We start from the raw sequence: 16,469 nt of genomic DNA on the forward strand, positions 1-16,469 counted from the left end.
TTGCCTGAAAAGCTCAGGCCTTGACAGCGCCGGCGGTCAGTCCGCCGATGAACCGCTTCTGGAAGAGCAGGAAGAGGATGAGGACCGGAATGGAGCCGAGGATGCTCATCGCCATCATCTGGTTCCACTCGTACGAGTGCTGGCCCATGAGCATCTGGATGCCGATCGGCACCGTGCGCATGTCATCGGTGCGGGTCAGCGTGAGCGCGAAGAGGTACTCGTTCCACGAGATCATGAACGTGTAGACCCCGACCGCGATCAGACCGGGCACCGAGATCGGCACGAGGATCCGCCACAGTGCGGTCCAGCCGGTGCCACCGTCGACCTTGACGGACTCGTCGAGCTCTTTCGGGAGCGTGTTCAGGTACGCGGTGATCATGATGATCGCGTACGGGAGCGTGAACACCATGTGCGTGAGAATCAGGCCGGGATAGGTGTTGTACAGGCCGAGCGCGACGACGAGCCCGAAGTACGGAATGACGAGGGTGATCGGCGGCACGGCCTGCACACTGACGATCACCGCGTTGATGGTCTTCTGGAACGGGAAGTTGAAGCGGCTGAACGCGTAGCCGGCCAGCAGGGCCACCAGCAGCGTCAACACGGTCACCGCGATCGCGACGATGTAGCTGTTGAGGAAGTAGCGCAGCTGCGTGCCGTTGCCGAGGATTTCCTTGTACGCGTCGAACGAGAAGGTCGACGTGATCAGCTTCGGCGGGTTCTGGAAGACGTCCCCGTTGCCCTTGAACGAGGTGGAGAGCATCCACAGAACGGGCAGGCCGGCGAACAGGCCGCCGATGATCAGCCCGGTGATCACGCCGGTCTTCGCGAGGGTGCGCTTCGTCTTGATGGCGACGGCCATTCCGATCACCGCTCCCTTTGCGAACGCACGTAGAAGAAGGACAGGATCATCGTCAGCAGCAGGACGATCACGGCTGCGGCGGACGCGGTCGAGAACTCGTACTCGCTGAAGGCCTGTTTGTAGGTGTAGGTGCTGAGCATTTCGGTGGTATTGAGTGGCCCGCCGCCGGTCGTCATCCAGATCAGCGCGAATTGCTGGGACGTCCAGATCAGGTCGAGCACCGCCATGCTGATGATCACTGGCCGGAGCTGGGGCAGTGTCACGTGGCGGAAGCGCTGGAACCAGTTGGTGCCGTCGACCGCGGCCGCCTCGTAGAGGTCCTTGGGGATGCCCTGGAGGCCGGCGAGCAGGCTGATCATGAAGAACGGGTAGCCCGACCAGATGTTGATGAAGGTGACCGCCCACAGCGCCTTGCCCGGATCGCCGAGCCAGTTCACGCCCTCGTTGATCAGGCCGATCGAGTGCAGCACGTAGTTGATGACGCCGGACGGGTCGAGCAGCAGCCGCCAGATGACCGCGATGACCGCGATGGTGAACAGCCACGGCAGGATGTAGACGATCCGGAAGATGGCCTTGGTGACCCCGCCGAGCAGCTCGGTGTTGAGCATCATCGCGAAGGCCAAGCCCAGCACCAGGTGGGCCACCATGCTGACGGTGATGAAGATGGCGGTGTTCTTGATCGCGGCCAGGAAGTCCGGGTCGGTGAGCACCTTGGTGTAGTTGGCGAACCCGGCGAACACCGAGTTGTCCTGGACGATCACGTTGTCCCGGAACGAATAGCTGATCACCATGACGATGGGGACCACCATCAGGACCACGATCAGGATCATCGTGGGGGACAGATAGCCGTACGGGACCAGGCGCCGGGCCAGAGACTTTCGCTTGGGCGCCACCGGTTCGACCGGCGCGGCGGTCTTCGTTGCGAGCATTGTCATGGCTGTCTCCTAGGTCGGGCGCCGCGCCTGCTTCAAGGCCGGCACGGCGCCCGGGCGGGCTAACCGATCACCGAGGACCAGGACTCCTGCGCCTTGGCCAGCGCGTCGTCGACGCTCGTCTTGTTGGTCAGCACGAGCTGGAGCTGCTCGTCGAAGCTGCGCATCAGGTCCTCAGACTTGGGCAGGCCGACGAACTCGTTGGCCACGGTGCCCTGCTGGTAGATGTCGAACGCCTGCTTGAACAGCGGGTCACTGTTGCTGAAGTCGGGCTCGGCGGTCTTGTTGCCGGGGAAGCCGTTCGCGATCGTGCTGAGCTTCGCGTTGGTCTCCTTGCTCATCAGGTAGCTGACGAACTTGAACGCCTCGGCCTTGTGCTTGGTCGAGTTGGAGATGCCGATGCCCCAGGACGCGTACGGGATGCCGCGCTTGCCGGTGTAGCTGTCCTCGGCCGGGATGGCCGCGATCTCGAACTTCAGGTCGGGCTTGTTCTTCTTGATCAGGCTGACGTGCGCGAGCGAGTCGATCATCATGCCGACCTGGCCCTGCGTGAACTTCTCGACCTTGTCCTGCTCCTTCATGGTGAGGGAACCGGGGGCGATGACGTTCGCGTCGTTGAGGCTCTTGACGTACTCGACCGTGCTCTTGACCGCGTCGGTCTGCAGGGCCGGCTTGCCATCGGCCAGCATGCTGCCGCCGGAGGCCCACAGCCAGGACATCACGTCGTTCTGGATGCCGTTGGGGACGGCGGTGTCGAGCGGGAGCGCCCAGCCCTTCACGTCGCCGCCGGTGGCGCTGATCTTCTTGGCCGCGTCGAGGAACTCGGTGCGCGTGCTCGGCACCTTGGCGACGCCGGCCTTGGTCAGCAGGTCCTTGTTGACGAACAGCGGGTAGACGAAGTTGACGACCGGGATCATGTACGTCTTGCCGTCCAGCTGGATCTGGCTCGCGAGCTGGCTGGAGTCGTAGTTCGCGTCGGTCATCAGCTTGGACATGTCGGCGATCGCGCCCTGCTTGGCGAAGTCGTTCACCCAGGCGCCGTCGAGGCCGACCACGTCGGGCAGGGTCTTCGAGGCGGCGCCGGTGACGAGCTGCTGCTTGGTCGAAGCGTACGGCGCGCTGATGGGCTTGATCTTGATGTTCGGGTTCGCCGCCGTGAAATCAGCGATGATCTTGTCGAAATCCCCGGCCGGGAGCTCGGCGCCCCACCACTGGGCGAACTCCAGCGTCACATCGCCGCCCGAGCTCGAGTCGTCGGAGTCGCCCCCGCCGCACGCCGCCACGAACGCGACCAGCGTGGCCGCGGTTACTGCCCCTATTACTCGCTTCAGCCGGGATGAACGAACCGCCATGGCGGGCTCCTCTTATATCGAGATCTTTCTGTTCTCTGCTGTGTTGGCACGACGTTAGCAGCGTGTTACAGAAGAGGACAAGAGAAGAACAGCAAAAAACTGCGGAGTACGGCATACTGTTGCGCCATGAGGCTTCCATCGATGGATGCCTGGCCTGCTTTTACTGGTGCGGCATCGGACTTTCAGCTGGTCGCACCCATACTTGCGGCTCTTCGCGGCTCTACGCAGCGGTGTGCTCAATGGACATGCGTTTGTGGCATACTGCCGCACTGACAAGGGGGAGACAGTGAGCGTCGACAGCAACGAGAGGCAGCGCCACCTGCCGGCCGGACGCAAGGCGCAGCTGGCCGCATATGTCGCGGAGACCGGCCAGGTGACGGTGGGTGAGCTGGCCGAGCGCTTCGGCGTCTCGATCGACACTGTCCGGCGCGACCTCGATCAGCTGGCCGCCGAGGGCAGCCTCGTGCGCACCTACGGCGGCGCCGTCAGTCTGTCCACCGTCTCCCGCACCGACCGCGCCGTCGACCAGCGGCTCAGCGTGCAGGAACAGGAGAAGGAGAAGATCGCGGCGATGGCCGCGGCCCTGATCCAGGACGGCTCCACCATCATGATCAACGGCGGGACGACCATCCTCGCCCTCGCCCGCTCGCTGGGCCAGCACCGCGACCTCACGGTGGCGACCAACAACCTGCTGGTGCCGGGCGCGCTGCCCACCGAGACGGTCCGCGACATCTACATCTTCGGCGGCGCCGTGCGCGCGCTCACCCTGGCCACGATCGGCCCGGTCAGCTTCCGCTCCAACACCGGCGCCGAGCTGGACATCAGCTGCGATCTGGCGTTGATCGGCGTGGGCGCGGTCTCGGCCGAGGCCGGCTACACCACCAGCAATCTCGCCGAGGCCGCGATGATGCAGGAGATGATCTCGCGGGCCGCCCGGGTGGCGATCCTCGCCGACTCCTCCAAGTTCGGCCGGCGCCTGTTCGCCCAGGTCTCGGAGCTGGCCGCGGCCGACTACCTGATCACCGACACCGCTCCCCCGCCCGACCTGCGCGACGCCCTCGAGGCGAACGGCGTCGAGCTGATCACCCCGGCCAAGGCGCTACCGCCACGGCAAGGCTGATCGCTACCGCCACGGCAGGGCTGATCGCTACCGCCACGGCAGGGCTGATCGCTACCGCCACGGCAGGGCTGATCGCTCCCGCCAATACTCGGCGGGCGGCATTGCCAAGCCTTCCCCGGCAGCAGGCGCATCGGCGGGCGGTTCGACGGCGGCGGCTCGTAGGTTCGAGGTCAGCTGCGCGGTCGTCGCGGCGCCCGACAGCACGATGCCGGCCCACGGCTGGCGCAGCGCGGCCGCCAGCGCGGCGACATCGCCCGGCGCCTGCTCCCCCACCGCCAGACGGCCGTTGGCCAGCGCTTCCTTCACGATGACCAGGCATCCGGCGGCGTGCGCCTCGGCCAGCGCCGGCCCGGCGCTCGGCTCCAGCAGGTTCCAGGTGGCCTGCACGCTGCGGAACAGCGGCGCGCCCTCGGCCTGAATCCGCAGCGCGGCCCGGATCGCCTCGGCCTGCGCCGGACCGCTGGTCGAGAAGCCGATCACCACCCCCTGCGCTGCCAGATCGGCGAGCCGCGCGTGCAGCTCCGGGTCGGTCAGCGCCGGGCTGTCCGGCGTGACCGAGTGGATCTGGTAGACGTCGAGGCGGTCGCCGAGCAGCGCCCGGGTCTCGCCGAGCTGCCGCTCGAAGGTGGCCACGCTGTGGTCCTTGACCTCGTGCACCTCGGCATCGATCCGCCACCCGGCCGTGTAGGTGTAACCCCACTTGCTGCCGACCACCGCATCCGGCCGGCTCCTGACCCAGGAGGCCAGGAACTCCTCGGCACGACCATAGGAACGGGCCACATCGAAATACCGGACCCCGGCCGCGTACGCCTGATCAAGCAGCTCGTGGGCCCGGGCCCGCATCGTCCCGACCGTCCGCCCGGCCGGCAGATCGGCCTCGCGCCCGAGGTTGATGTAGCCCGGCCGGCCAACCGCCGCGAGCCCCAACCCGATCCGGGAGGCGCCGGCCAGCCGCTCGAAGATCGTCACGCACCCATCAAACACCCCGGGCGGGTGCGGGCCGGTGGCGGGACAGCGTGGAGTCTCAGCAGTCGCGGCGGGCCGCCGAACCTGACGGAGTGCTGCAGAAGCGTTTCGCCCCGGCCGCCATCGCGCTACTCGCGCTGAGCAGCGTCGCCGGTCAGGTGGTGGGCTACACCAACCTGGCCGCCCGACCCTGGATCACCGCGCTCACGATCATGTCGCTCGACCTGATCGGGGCCGTGTGCAGCTGGAAGGCGGCGTCCCGGCCCGGCATGAGCCGGCGCGCGTGGCGGCTCATCGCGGCCGGCCGGCTCGGCTCGTTCGTCACGTTCGGGCTCTTCCTCGCCGTCTCGGTGACCGGCAGCCAGGCTCTCAGCGGCGCGATGATGCTCACCCGCACGGCGATGTACGCCTGCTTCACCCTCGGCGCGCTCAGTGGCGGCATCGGCGGCCTGCGCGGCCGGGTCCGGGCGGCGCTGATCGCCGAGATCTGCACCGTGCTCGCGGCCGGATTCATGGTCGTCTGGTACGTGGCGCTGGAACCGGTGCTGGCCGACACGCAGCCCTCGCTGCTGTGGCTCGGCACGATCGGCTGGCCGCTGGGTGACCTGCTGATGTTCGCCGCCGTGGCGTCGATCGTCCTGCGCGGCGCGGTGGCCCGGTTCGCCCTGCCGATGACCGTCTTCACCCTCGGCATGGGCGTCTACGCGATCGCCGACCTCTACCTCACCCGCACCGCGGCCACCGGCGCCCAGGACGGCAATATGGTGTCCGCCTGGATCATCATCTTCGCCAGCCTGGTGCTCGACGCGGCGCCGATCCTCGCGCTCAGCTCGACCGGCAGTCTGGCCGACCGCCCTCGTGCCAAGGCGCCGGCCTGGGCCACCCACCTGCCGATGTCCGCCATGGTGTGCGGCGGCCTGCTCATGCTCGCGGTCACCCTGGCCGAGCGCCAGTTCCTGCCGTGGGGCGGCCTGGTGCTCGGGCTCATCATGATGACCTGCGCCGTCGCCGCCCGCCAGATGATGGCGCTGCGCACCAGCCGGGAGCTGCTGATCACCGACGCGCTCACCGGGCTGGCCAACCGGGCCGGGCTCGACGACGCGCTCGACCGGGCGTTCAAGCGCGGCGAGAACCCGGCCGTCCTGCTCATCGATCTCGACGGGTTCAAGCTGGTCAACGACGCCTACGGGCACGCCGCCGGGGACACCTTCCTGGTCCACGTCGCGCACCAGCTGCGCGGCGGCGTGCGCGGCAAGAACACCATCGCGCGCATCGGCGGCGACGAGTTCGCAGTGATGCTCACCGAGATCGCCGACGACGAGCAGGCGGCCGCGGTGTGCAAGCGGCTCCTCGCGAACATGGCCGCGAACCCGATCGACCTCGACGACGACGCGATCCCGGTGCGCGCCAGCATCGGCGCCGCCCGCTTCGAACCCGGGGTCGACGACAAGACTCTGCTGCGCCGCGCCGACGTGGCGATGTACCAGAGCAAGCGGGCCGGCAGCCACGGCTTCACGATCTACCAGCCCGGGATGGTCGACCGGCGCGCCGCCGACGCCGCCCTGGCCGACGACCTCGACCAGGCGCTCGAGCGGGGCGAGCTGCACGTCGTCTACCAGCCGATCGTCGACGTCGGCACCGGCCGGGTCCTGGCGGCCGAGGCGCTGCTGCGCTGGGAGCACGGCACCCGCGGCCCGATCGGACCGGACGCGTTCATCCCGATCGCCGAGCGCAGCGGCGCGATCATCCCGATCGGCCTGTGGGTGCTGGAGCAGGCCCTCGCCCAGTTCGCGATCCTCGGCGAGGACCGGTACATCAGCGTGAACCTGTCGCCGCGCCAGCTCCGCGAGCCCACCATCGTGCACGACGTGCTCGCCGTGCTGAACCGCTCCGGCGTACCGGCCGATCGCCTGGTCCTGGAGATCACCGAGTCGGCCCTGGTCGCCGACGGCAACTGCATCGCGGCCCTGCACGAGCTGCGCGGCCACGGCATCCGCATCGCGGTCGACGACTTCGGCACCGGCTACTCGTCGCTGCAGTACCTGACCCGCCTGCCCTGCGACGTCCTCAAGATCGACCGCAGCTTCGTGGCCGAGCTCGACGGCACCCCCGAGGGCGCCGCCGTCACCACCGCGATCGTCTACCTGGCGACCGTGCTGAACCTGCGCCTGATCGCCGAGGGCATCGAAACCCGCGAACAGGCTGCCGAGGTGGAGGCCCTGGGCTGCCGCGCCGGCCAGGGCTACCTGTTCGCAAAGCCCCTGCCACCAGCCGCCCTGGCCGAGTACGTGGCAACGGCCGTCGCCGCCTGACGAGTGCGCTGTCTGTCCGGGTAGCGGCCGCTGTCGCCGCTGCCTCGCGAGCCCGCAGGCGTCGCCGTCGCCTCAGGCGCGCGCGGGGCGTCCGGCCGGCACGGCTGCGGCTGCTTCGCGGGCGCGCAGGCCGTCCGGGATCAAGGCCGGCACACGCCGCAGGCCGACCGCCAGGACGCCGCTGACCAGCACGAAGGCCAGTGACAACGTGACGACTGCGGGCCAGGCGCCGAGCGTCCACGCCGTACCGGAAAGGCTGCCGAAGACCGACGAACCGGCGTAATAGCAGAAGAGGTAGAGCGACGCTGCCTGTCCGGCCGGCAGGCCGGCGGCGTGCGCGCGGACCGGGACCCAGCCGCTGGCGACGCCGTGCACGCAGAAGAAGCCGGCGGTCATCACCGCGAGGCCGACCACGATGATCGGGAGCCGGTCGGGCAGGGTGAGCAGCAGTCCGGCCACGGTGACCAGGCAGCCGAACGGCATCACCGCGCGCCGGCCGAACCGGTCGGCCAGCCGGCCGGCCAGCGTCGAGCTGAGCGAGCCGACCGGGTAGACCAGGAAGACCGCGCCGGCCGCGCCCGCGCCGAGCAGGAACGGCGCCGAGGTGAGCCGGAAGCTCATCGCGTTGTAGACGGCCACGAACGCGCCCATCGAGCACGCGCCGATGGCGTAGAGGGAGAGCAGCGCCGGGTCGGTGAATGCCCGCTTCGTCACCGCCCGGGACTCGCGGGGAGCGAAGTTGCGCGATGCCGGCAGCAGCACCGCCACCGCTCCGGCGCAGGCCAGCCCGACCAGGGCGACCGCGGCGAGACCCCACCGCCAGCCGAGGAAGTCGGCGACGCCGCCGGTGACGAGGCGGCCGGACATGCCGCCGAGCGCGGTGCCGCCGATGTACAGCCCGGCCGCCCGGGCGTGGGTGTCGGCGTGCAACTCCTCGCGCAGGTAGGCGGTGGCTACCGCAGGAAGGCCGGCCAGGGCGATGCCCTGGAGCAGGCGCAGCGCGAGGAGGGATTCCCAAGTCGGGGCAAACGCGCAGGCCAGAGCGACGACACCGGACAGCGTCAGGGAAAGATGGATTAACTTCGTGCGGCCGATCTTCTCCGACAGAGGGCCGGTGATCAGCAGCGCGACGCCGAGGCCGATCGTCGCGAGCGACAGCGACCAGGCGCTCTGCGCGGGCGTGACGCCGAAGGTGACCGCCAGTTCGGGCAGCAGCGCCTGGGTGCTGTAGAGCAGCGCGAACGTAGCCACGCCGGCGGCGAACAGGGCGAGGCAGACGCGGCGATATCCGGCTTCGCCGGCCCGGTATCCGATGGAACTCACCCAGCGACCTTGCGCTTCGAGGCTTCATACGGCCAATGCATTGATTCGTACGGAGTCATGCGCCACACGTATGATGCCTGCTGTGCAGATCGAGGACCTCCGCGCACTGCTGGTTCTGGGTGAGCACCGCCACGTCACCGAGGCGGCCGCCGCCCTGCACACCAGCCAGCCCACCCTGTCCCGGCTGCTCGCCCGGATCGAGGAGGAGCTCGGCGCCCGCCTGTTCGAACGGGACGCCAAGGGCGTGCACCCGAATCCGCTCGGCGATCTGGCCCTCGAGGCCGCCCGCGACCTCGTCGAACGGCACGACCGGCTGCGCCGCGACCTGGCCAGCATCCTCGACCCGGACGCGGGCACGGTCCGGCTCGCCTTCCTCGACTCGATGTCCACGTCACTGGTGCCACGGATGCTGCACGACGTCCGGCTCCGCGGTCCGCGGCTGCGGGTCGAGCTACGGCAGGAGCCCAGCCACGTGATCCTGCACGACCTGACCACCGGCGCGGCCGAACTGGCCCTGACCTCGCCGCGACCCGACGGCCCGTACGGCTGGCTGGAGATGCAGCGGCAGCGCCTCGCGCTGATCGTCCCGGCCGGGCATCGACTGGCCGGCCGGAAGACGGCGCGGCCGGCCGACGTGGCCGGCGAGGATTTCGTAACGGTGCCGGCCGGGTTCGGGTTCCGCGCCCAGGTGGAAGAGTTGTTCGCGGCGGCCGGGGCGACGCTGCGGGTGGCGTTCGAGATCCGCGACCTCGGCACGGTCGAGGGCCTGGTCGGCGCGGGCCTGGGCGTGGCGATCGTCCCCGAGCAGTTCGCCGGCGCCACCGGCACGATCGGCATCCCGCTGTCGGCCCCCGGCGCCGAACGCATCGCCGGCCTGACCTGGCGCACCGACCGCCGCCTCGCCCCACCGGCGGAGCGCTTCCGCCAGTGGGTCCAGGAAGCCGGCCCCTACGACTGAGCATGGCGAGCGGCCGCGCCATGCGGTTCCGGTGGGACTCGCGGGGGTAACCGAGGGGACACCCGACTCGAGGAGGCACCACCATGGCGACTCTCGCCCAACGTGTGCGCACGTTCCTGCAAAGTCCGCAGGGCCGGCGGCTGGTCGACCAGGGTCGCCGGCAGCTGGCCAAGCCGGAGAACCAGCGCCGGCTGCGCGGGCTGTTCACCCGGCTGCAGAACCGGGGCCGTCGGTGAGCGTTCGGACGGCGGATCGCGCGCGGGGCGGCGTAGGTTCGGGAAATGAGTGCTTCACGGACTATCGATCTTGGTGGGGACCTGACGGTCAATCGGCTCGGGTTCGGGGCCATGCGGATCACCGGGGACGGCATCTGGGGTGAGCCCAAGAGCCGTGACGAGGCCAAGGCGGTGCTCCGGCGGGCGGTTGAGCTCGGGGTCAACTTCATCGACACCGCGGACTCGTACGGGCCGGATGTCAGCGAGAATCTCATTGCCGAGGCGCTGTATCCGTACCCGGAGGATCTGGTTGTCGCCACCAAAGGTGGCCTTGTCCGGCCGGGCCCGGGGAACTGGGTGGCGGACGGGCGGCCCGAACACCTGCGTGCGGCTCTCGAGGGCAGCCTGCGCAAGCTCAAGCTGGAGCAGATTCCGCTCTACCAGTTCCACCGGCCCGACCCGAAGGTGCCGTTGGAGGACTCGATCGGCACGCTGGTCGAGCTCAAGGCGCAGGGCAAGATCCGGCACATCGGGGTCTCCAACTTCACCGAGGAGCAGTTGCGGGCGGCCCAGCGGCTGACCCCGATCGTCTCGATCCAGAACCGCTACAACGTCGACGACCGTAAGTCCGAGTCGCTGGTCGACCTGTGCGAGCAGGAGCAGTTGGTCTTCCTGCCGTGGGCGCCGATCTCCAACCTGGACAGCAGGCCGGCGGTGCACGAGGCGGCGACGAAGTACGGCGTCACGGCGTACCAAATCGTCCTGGCCTGGCTTCTGGCCCGCTCCCCCGCGATCCTGCCGATCCCGGGCACCGGGTCGACCGGGCACCTGGAGGAGAACGTCGCTGCCGCCGGCCTCGAACTCACCCCGGCCGAGGTCGCGGCGATCAGCGGCCTCGACTGATCCTGCTAGCTTTGGCGCCGTGGTCACGAAGAAGCGACGTTGGATGTTCGTGGCCGCGGCGGCCATCGCGCTCGTCGCGCTCGGGGCGACCATCGCGCAGGGGACCGGCACTCATCTCTCGGTCAGCGTCTCCTGCGACGCCGGCGAGGCGTCCTGCCGGCGGCTGATCTCGGACGTTGCGCATCGCAAGCGCCTCAGTGCGGCCGAAACCAGCCGGGGAAACGACGAGAGCTCCCGGATCACCGGATTGCTTTCCGGGGCGAAGGCACCAGGCGAATTGCGTACGACGCTGATCGCCGCCGGATATCCGGATCCGACCGTGCGGACGGCCGGCGACGACGACATCGGGCCGACCGGCTCGATCATCGCGGCGGTGCCGATCGGCGCCGCCTGTGTGGTGGCCATCCAGGCCGCCGACGAGCAGTCGTCGATGGTTCTCGGTCAGAATTCGGCCGGCGCCTGCCTCTGACCGAGAGGCGGGGTCAGCCGATCACCCGGCCGAAGTTGACTCGGACCAACGGTCTCTGACCAGCAGCCAGGCCACGCCCAGCACGGCAGCGAGCAGCACCAGGTTCTGGCCGAGTTTCGCCCCGGCACTCACCCCGTCGGGCACCGGCGCGAGTAGACCGATCAGGGTGCGGCCGGTCAGCGCGCCCGCCGCCAGCGCCGCGACCTGTCGCGGTGACCAGGCGGTCGCCGCGCTGTACCAGCGCAGGCCCGCGGCCGCCGCGATCAGGAGGCCGCTCAGCATGACGACGCCGATCCAGGTGGCCGGCAGCAGGTCGATGCTCATCATGATGACCAGGCCGGCGAGAGCAATCGTCCAGGCCGGCGCGGGCCGCGCACGGCCGGGGACGACCCGGCGGCCGACCGGCGTCAGCGCCAGGGCCACCAGCGCCAGCACCGCCACCGCGACGATCGAGGTGCGGGCCGCGCCGGGCTCGCCGGTCAGGTGGACGGCGTCGGAACGGATCAGCAGGGCCACGCCGATGGCCGGCACGGCGGTCACGACGATGCCGACGCGCCCGAGCAGCCGGCGGTCCCGATGCGCGGGCGCCAGGCAGTCGAGGACCGCGAGCGGCGCGCCGACGCTCATCAGGATGTGACCGGCCACCCACGAGATCGCCGGGAACGCCGCCACGCCCAGCCCGGGAACGAGGGTGGCCCGGCGTTGCTCCGCCCAATACGCGATGTCCGCGCGATCCTCGGTGAACAGCGACAGGTCGACCAGGCCGGGCATGGCCAGGCCGAACGCCGCGCCGAGCAGAAGAGTGCCGGTCCAGCCCAGTCCGCGCCGAACCGACACCTCCCGGATGAGCAGGGCGGCGCCGCCGTAGAGGGGCGCGAGGATGAACAGCGACAGCAGCAACATCGGCGCGTCGCCGGTCGACGGAAGGTAGGCCTGGAGGAATTCCGCACAGATCGGGGCACCGAACGCCAGCCCGAGCACGGGCCAGATGCGCTTCCGCAGCGGCAACATGGCCGCAGCGTAGCCAACCGTGTCGCACGAACCGGCCACGAAGGTTCAGCGCCGGGCGTCGCGGTGCTGCTCGAGCAGCGCCTCGAAGTGTTCGGCCGGCATCGGGCGGCCGAGCAGGTCGCCCTGGCCGAGGCGGCAGCCGGCGGCCTCGACCGCGTCCAGGTCGGCCGGGGTCTGCAGGCCGTGCGCGATGACTTCCATGCCGAGCCGCCGGCCCAGCGTCACCGCCACGTCCATGACCGCGCCGGCCGCCCGGACCGTCTCGGCCGGCGGGCCGAACACCTCCCGGTCGATCTTCAGCAGGTCGATCGGGAGGATCCGCAGCCGGCTCAGTGAGGTGGGGCCGGTGCCGAAGTTGTCGACGGCGGTCCGCACGCCCTGGGCGCGCAGCCGGCCGAGCTGAGCGGCCACGTCGGCCACTGCCGGTTGCTGCAGGTGCTGTTCGGCGATCTCGATGACCAGCGCGGAGTGCGGCAGGTCGTGATTTTCCAGGGCGGTGTGCAGGCTCGCCTGGAAGGCCGGGTCGACCAGCTCGCCCGGCCGCACGTTGACGGCCAGCCAGAGCGACTCGTCCCACCGCCGCCACTCGGCGAGCAGCCGGCAGGAGCGATGCAGCACCCAGTGCTCGATCTGGGCCAGGATGCCGAGTTCCTCGGCGAGCGGGAGCAGCTCGCCGGCCGGCACCGTGCCGAGCGTGGGATGCCGCCAGGCGGGCAGCGACTCGACGCCGACCGGGCGGCCGCCGGCCAGCTCGACGATCGGCTGGAAGCTGAGGTCGATCTCGCCGCGGGTCAGCGCGCCGGGCAGGTCCTGCTCCAGGGTGGAGCGGCGCAGCAGCCGGGTCTCCATCTCGGCGTCGTACCACTCGACCGCGCCCGGCGGACCGGAGCGCACCGATCGCAGCGCGAGAGCGGCCCGCCGCACCACCTCCGCGGTGTCGTGCTCGCCGGTGACGTCGGCGAGGCCGGCCCAGGCGGACAGGTAGGACACGGTGCCGGCCGCCGGGTAGGGCGCGGACAGCACGTTGACCAGCTGGCCGGCGAGCAGGTGGGCGCGGACCGCGCCGCTGTGGGTGAGCACGGCGAGCCGGGTCTCGCCCACCCGGGCCGTGATGTCGGCGTCGGCCACCCGGCCGCGCAGCCGCCGGGCCGCCTCGACGAGCACCAGATCGGCCAGGTCGCGCCCGTGCACGTCACCGATCGCGGTGAGCCCGCCCAGCTCGATCACGATCATCGCGCCGGCGTCCGGGATCAGCTCGGCCGCCCGCAGCAGGCCGTCCGAGTTGACCAGCCCAGTCTGCCGGTCGAGGTGGGTGGCCTGGCGCAGCGCGTACTCCAGGTCGTGCACGTTGGTGACGTCACGGATGTGCACGACCAGCGTGTGCCCGGGCTCGGCCGGGTCGGCGCCGTTGGTGGTCCACTCGGTCTCCCGCCACTGGCCTACGCCGCCGCGCAGGCGGACGGCGATGCTGTCCCCGGCGCCGCCCCGCAGCCGGACCGCGACGTCCTCGCCGTCGGCGCGGCCGGTCATCCGCGCGGTCAGAAAGGTGTGCACCTCGTCGACCTGGCCGGGATGGACCAGGTAGGACACCGAGTGGCCGAGAACCGCGCCGAACTGGCGGGCCGCGGCCGCCGACTGCCAGCGCACCGCCAGGTTGGAGTCGAGGACGAGGGCCACGTCGGCGGCGCCGAACATCAGGCTGCGCAACCGGTTGCCCTGGTCGGTGAGGTGGCCGGCCTGCCGGCGCAGGGCGACCGCGCTCACCCACTCGCGGGTCGCCACCGCCGCCACCGCGACGGTGCCGAGCATGATCGACGCGGCGTCCACCTCGCGGCCGTTGACCAGGTGGTAGACGGTGATCAGCGCCGAGGACAGGATCAGGATGGCGAGCAGCGGGAAGCTGGCCGGCGGCTCGCTGCCGGGCGGCGGCATCGGGCCCGCGTCCGGCTGGATCCGCACCGAGCCGTACCAGAGCACGCCCGCCGCCACGTTGATCGCGGCCGCGGCGGCAACGGCCGCGATCGCCGCGTTCGGCACCCACGGATGGTCCAGGGCGACGACCAGCGCGGTCAGCCCGATCAGCGACAGCGCCGCGCCGGGGCCGCACCACTGCAGCGCGGCCCGGTGCCGGATGGCGTGCACGCCGGTGACCGCGACCGTGGCGACCGCGCCGGAACCGAAGATCAGCGCGGTGATCGAGGCGCCGAGCCGCTCGCCGCTGCTGAACAGCAGCAGCCACGACGAGAACATCAGGCAGGCGGTCACGCCCAGCGCGTCCAGCCCGAACCGCAGCCGGGCCAGCATGTCCCGGCGCTGGAGCGGGCGCAGGATCGCCGGAAGATAGAGGCCGGCCACGAAGAACAGGCTGACCAGCGGGATCTCGGCCGGCAGCGGCACCCCGCCGGCGACCCGCGCATCCCGCGCGACCAGGACGGCGGCGGCGCTGCCCGCGCCGGCGAGAGCGGTGAGCCCGACCCCGCCGGCCAGGGCCAGGGCGCGCAGGCGTGGCCCGGCGGAGCGCCCGGAGATCGCGGCCCGGGCCATCACCACCGCGGTCGCCGCCGAGCAGGAGACGAGCAGCCCGGCCACCGCATCCGCGCGGAGCAGTCCGAACGCGACGACCAGCGCGACCACGAAGAGAAGCACCGGGACGGCGAGCATCACCGGCCGGCGGTGTGACCTACCGGCCGGACCGGAGGGGGGTCCGCCTGCCATATGTCGTCCCGTAAATGCGAGGGGGGAAGGGAGCATTTTCACGTCCGATGCTCCGCCCAACGAGCGAACCCGGCGGAGGTTACGGCCCCGTTCGCGATTCCGCCATCTGCGCGAGCCGGCCGGTCGGGCATGGGCCGAGGCGATCGGGGGTAATCAGTCCGGCATGATCCCGAATCTGATCCGACGCTTTGTCATCATGGCGGTCGCCGTGCCGCTCGCCGCCGCCGGCGCCCGCAAGCTCAGCGACGTCGTGGAGGCCCGGCGCGGCTCCACCCGCGCGACCCGCCTGCTGCGGCAGGGCGCCGACACCCTGCAGGGCTTCCGCAAGCCGAAGAAGCGCCGCTTCTCGTTCAGCCGCTGAGCTCTTCATCGGCCGGCACGACGGCCGGGACGGGTGGTGTGGCCACGGCCGGTGTCACCGGCCGGGCCGCCCGCCGGCGGGACACGGCCACACCGGCCAGGCACAGCGCGCCGCCGGCCAGGGTGAGCCAGCCCGGCACCTCGGACAGGAAGATCCAGGACAGCAGAACCACCAGCGCCGGTACGACGTACGTCGTAGCGCCGAGCTTGCCCGCCGGCGTGCGGGTCAGGGCGTACGCCCAGGTGGTGAACGCGATCGCGGTCGGGCCCACGCCCAGGTAGAGCATGTTCAGCGTGGCCGACAGCGGCGCCTGCGCCACCTCGTGAACGAGCACGCCCGCGAACGGCAGCAGGGCGAGGGTGGCGACCAGCGCCGACCAGGTGGTGATCTGCAGTGCGCTGCCGTGCTTCAGGGCGGGTTTCTGCGCGACCACCCCGATCGCGTAGGTGATCGCGGCCAGTACGCACAGCAGCACCCCGAGCAGCGACGACCGGCCGCCGCCGGACATCGACAGGCCGACGACCGCGGTGCCGGCGAACGACACCCCGATGCCCAGCCACAGCGACCGCGGCGCCGCCTCGTGCAGCAGCCACCCGCTGAGCAGGGCGATCAGGATCGGGCCGACGTTCACGATCAGCGCCGCCGTGCCCGCGTCGACCAGCCGCTCGCCCCAGTTGAGGCAGACCATGTAGCCGCCGAACCAGAGCAGGCCGGAGATCAGAATGCCCGGCCACGCCCGGCGGTCGGGCCAGCCGACCCGGCGGACCAGGGCGAACGCGCCCAGCAGCAGCGCCGCCGTGGCCAACCGGCCGAGCGCCAGAGCGCCCGGCGAATAGGCGGCGCCGGCGCTGCGGATGGAGACGAACGCGGATGCCCAGAACAGGACGGTCACGCCTGCGGCGGCGAGGGCGCCGGCCCGTTCTCGATCGCTCATCCGATGAACCTAGGAGCGCGACCCGGGCGGGGCCACCCA

General features: G+C 70.7%; 15 protein-coding genes. 7 read left to right on the forward strand and 8 right to left on the reverse strand.

The annotated features are described in order from the left end of the window. Positions 1 to 13: 13 nt before the first annotated feature. Genes AB0E90_RS01015 through AB0E90_RS01025 form a run of 3 tightly spaced genes read right to left on the reverse strand, consistent with a single transcriptional unit; the run spans position 14 to position 3,143 of the window. A complete protein-coding gene (locus AB0E90_RS01015) occupies positions 14 to 859 on the reverse strand; it encodes a carbohydrate ABC transporter permease (protein WP_360397598.1) in 846 nt (281 codons plus the stop codon). Between the two features lie 5 nt (positions 860 to 864). After that, positions 865 to 1,794 (reverse strand): sugar ABC transporter permease, encoded by a 930-nt coding sequence (locus AB0E90_RS01020; RefSeq protein WP_360397600.1) that lies wholly within the window; start codon positions 1,792 to 1,794, stop codon positions 865 to 867. Positions 1,795 to 1,853: 59 nt separating this feature from the next. Further along, positions 1,854 to 3,143, reverse strand: a complete 1,290-nt coding sequence (locus AB0E90_RS01025; protein ID WP_360397602.1) for a sugar ABC transporter substrate-binding protein — start codon at positions 3,141 to 3,143, stop codon at positions 1,854 to 1,856. Positions 3,144 to 3,429: 286 nt separating this feature from the next. Between AB0E90_RS01025 and AB0E90_RS01030 the strand changes: the two genes are divergently transcribed. Continuing rightward, the gene (locus AB0E90_RS01030) at positions 3,430 to 4,263 is read left to right on the forward strand and encodes a DeoR/GlpR family DNA-binding transcription regulator (RefSeq protein ID WP_360397604.1); all 834 of its coding nucleotides are present in this window, start codon (positions 3,430 to 3,432) and stop codon (positions 4,261 to 4,263) included. A gap of 51 nt (positions 4,264 to 4,314) precedes the next feature. On the opposite strand, the gene AB0E90_RS01035 is transcribed toward AB0E90_RS01030, so the two are convergent. Further along, complete coding sequence (locus AB0E90_RS01035) at positions 4,315 to 5,232, reverse strand: aldo/keto reductase (protein ID WP_360397606.1); 918 nt, start codon at positions 5,230 to 5,232, stop codon at positions 4,315 to 4,317. Between the two features lie 89 nt (positions 5,233 to 5,321). Between AB0E90_RS01035 and AB0E90_RS01040 the strand changes: the two genes are divergently transcribed. Further along, on the forward strand, positions 5,322 to 7,541 hold the full coding sequence (locus AB0E90_RS01040) for a bifunctional diguanylate cyclase/phosphodiesterase (protein WP_360397608.1): 2,220 nt from the start codon (positions 5,322 to 5,324) through the stop codon (positions 7,539 to 7,541). A gap of 72 nt (positions 7,542 to 7,613) precedes the next feature. Here the strand turns inward: AB0E90_RS01040 and AB0E90_RS01045 are convergent, their stop codons facing one another. After that, positions 7,614 to 8,864 carry an MFS transporter gene (locus AB0E90_RS01045; protein WP_360397610.1) on the reverse strand — a complete coding sequence of 417 codons (1,251 nt, stop codon included), beginning with the start codon at positions 8,862 to 8,864 and terminating at the stop codon, positions 7,614 to 7,616. 73 nt (positions 8,865 to 8,937) lie between these two features. On the opposite strand from AB0E90_RS01045, the gene AB0E90_RS01050 reads away from it, so the two are divergent. The 4 genes from AB0E90_RS01050 to AB0E90_RS01065 all read left to right on the forward strand — a co-directional run bounded on the left by AB0E90_RS01050 (position 8,938) and on the right by AB0E90_RS01065 (position 11,409). Continuing rightward, a complete protein-coding gene (locus tag AB0E90_RS01050) occupies positions 8,938 to 9,822 on the forward strand; it encodes a LysR family transcriptional regulator (RefSeq protein ID WP_360399405.1) in 885 nt (294 codons plus the stop codon). 83 nt (positions 9,823 to 9,905) lie between these two features. Further along, positions 9,906 to 10,058 carry a hypothetical protein gene (locus tag AB0E90_RS01055; protein ID WP_360397612.1) on the forward strand — a complete coding sequence of 51 codons (153 nt, stop codon included), beginning with the start codon at positions 9,906 to 9,908 and terminating at the stop codon, positions 10,056 to 10,058. A gap of 45 nt (positions 10,059 to 10,103) precedes the next feature. After that, a complete protein-coding gene (locus tag AB0E90_RS01060) occupies positions 10,104 to 10,940 on the forward strand; it encodes an aldo/keto reductase (RefSeq protein WP_360397614.1) in 837 nt (278 codons plus the stop codon). A 19-nt stretch (positions 10,941 to 10,959) separates the two neighbouring features. Next, positions 10,960 to 11,409, forward strand: coding sequence for a hypothetical protein (locus tag AB0E90_RS01065; protein WP_360397616.1), 450 nt, complete (start codon positions 10,960 to 10,962; stop codon positions 11,407 to 11,409). Positions 11,410 to 11,430: 21 nt separating this feature from the next. Here the strand turns inward: AB0E90_RS01065 and AB0E90_RS01070 are convergent, their stop codons facing one another. Together AB0E90_RS01070 and AB0E90_RS01075 are read right to left on the reverse strand one after the other, a co-directional pair. Then, positions 11,431 to 12,420, reverse strand: coding sequence for a hypothetical protein (locus AB0E90_RS01070; protein ID WP_360397618.1), 990 nt, complete (start codon positions 12,418 to 12,420; stop codon positions 11,431 to 11,433). Between the two features lie 45 nt (positions 12,421 to 12,465). Next, the gene (locus AB0E90_RS01075) at positions 12,466 to 15,081 is read right to left on the reverse strand and encodes an EAL domain-containing protein (protein ID WP_360399408.1); all 2,616 of its coding nucleotides are present in this window, start codon (positions 15,079 to 15,081) and stop codon (positions 12,466 to 12,468) included. Positions 15,082 to 15,331: 250 nt separating this feature from the next. On the opposite strand from AB0E90_RS01075, the gene AB0E90_RS01080 reads away from it, so the two are divergent. Then, positions 15,332 to 15,496, forward strand: a complete 165-nt coding sequence (locus AB0E90_RS01080; RefSeq protein WP_360397620.1) for a hypothetical protein — start codon at positions 15,332 to 15,334, stop codon at positions 15,494 to 15,496. On the opposite strand, the gene AB0E90_RS01085 is transcribed toward AB0E90_RS01080, so the two are convergent. Further along, positions 15,486 to 16,430 (reverse strand): DMT family transporter, encoded by a 945-nt coding sequence (locus AB0E90_RS01085; RefSeq protein ID WP_360397622.1) that lies wholly within the window; start codon positions 16,428 to 16,430, stop codon positions 15,486 to 15,488. The genes AB0E90_RS01080 and AB0E90_RS01085 overlap by 11 nt on opposite strands. Positions 16,431 to 16,469 lie beyond the last annotated feature (39 nt).

The organism is Actinoplanes sp. NPDC026619 (genome assembly GCF_040638295.1).
Classification (GTDB): domain Bacteria; phylum Actinomycetota; class Actinomycetes; order Mycobacteriales; family Micromonosporaceae; genus Actinoplanes.

Excerpts from the sequence above, each read along its gene's own strand:
- AB0E90_RS01050 (WP_360399405.1), top strand. The coding sequence starts at position 8,938 with ATGCCTGCTGTGCAGATCGAGGACCTCCGCGCACTGCTGGTTCTGGGT.
- AB0E90_RS01055 (WP_360397612.1), top strand. The coding sequence starts at position 9,906 with ATGGCGACTCTCGCCCAACGTGTGCGCACGTTCCTGCAAAGTCCGCAG.
- AB0E90_RS01060 (WP_360397614.1), top strand. The coding sequence starts at position 10,104 with ATGAGTGCTTCACGGACTATCGATCTTGGTGGGGACCTGACGGTCAAT.
- AB0E90_RS01075 (WP_360399408.1), bottom strand. The coding sequence starts at position 15,081 with ATGCTCGCCGTCCCGGTGCTTCTCTTCGTGGTCGCGCTGGTCGTCGCG.
- AB0E90_RS01015 (WP_360397598.1), bottom strand. The coding sequence starts at position 859 with ATGGCCGTCGCCATCAAGACGAAGCGCACCCTCGCGAAGACCGGCGTG.
- AB0E90_RS01070 (WP_360397618.1), bottom strand. The coding sequence starts at position 12,420 with ATGTTGCCGCTGCGGAAGCGCATCTGGCCCGTGCTCGGGCTGGCGTTC.
- AB0E90_RS01020 (WP_360397600.1), bottom strand. The coding sequence starts at position 1,794 with ATGACAATGCTCGCAACGAAGACCGCCGCGCCGGTCGAACCGGTGGCG.
- AB0E90_RS01025 (WP_360397602.1), bottom strand. The coding sequence starts at position 3,143 with ATGGCGGTTCGTTCATCCCGGCTGAAGCGAGTAATAGGGGCAGTAACC.
- AB0E90_RS01080 (WP_360397620.1), top strand. The coding sequence starts at position 15,332 with ATGGCGGTCGCCGTGCCGCTCGCCGCCGCCGGCGCCCGCAAGCTCAGC.
- AB0E90_RS01085 (WP_360397622.1), bottom strand. The coding sequence starts at position 16,430 with ATGAGCGATCGAGAACGGGCCGGCGCCCTCGCCGCCGCAGGCGTGACC.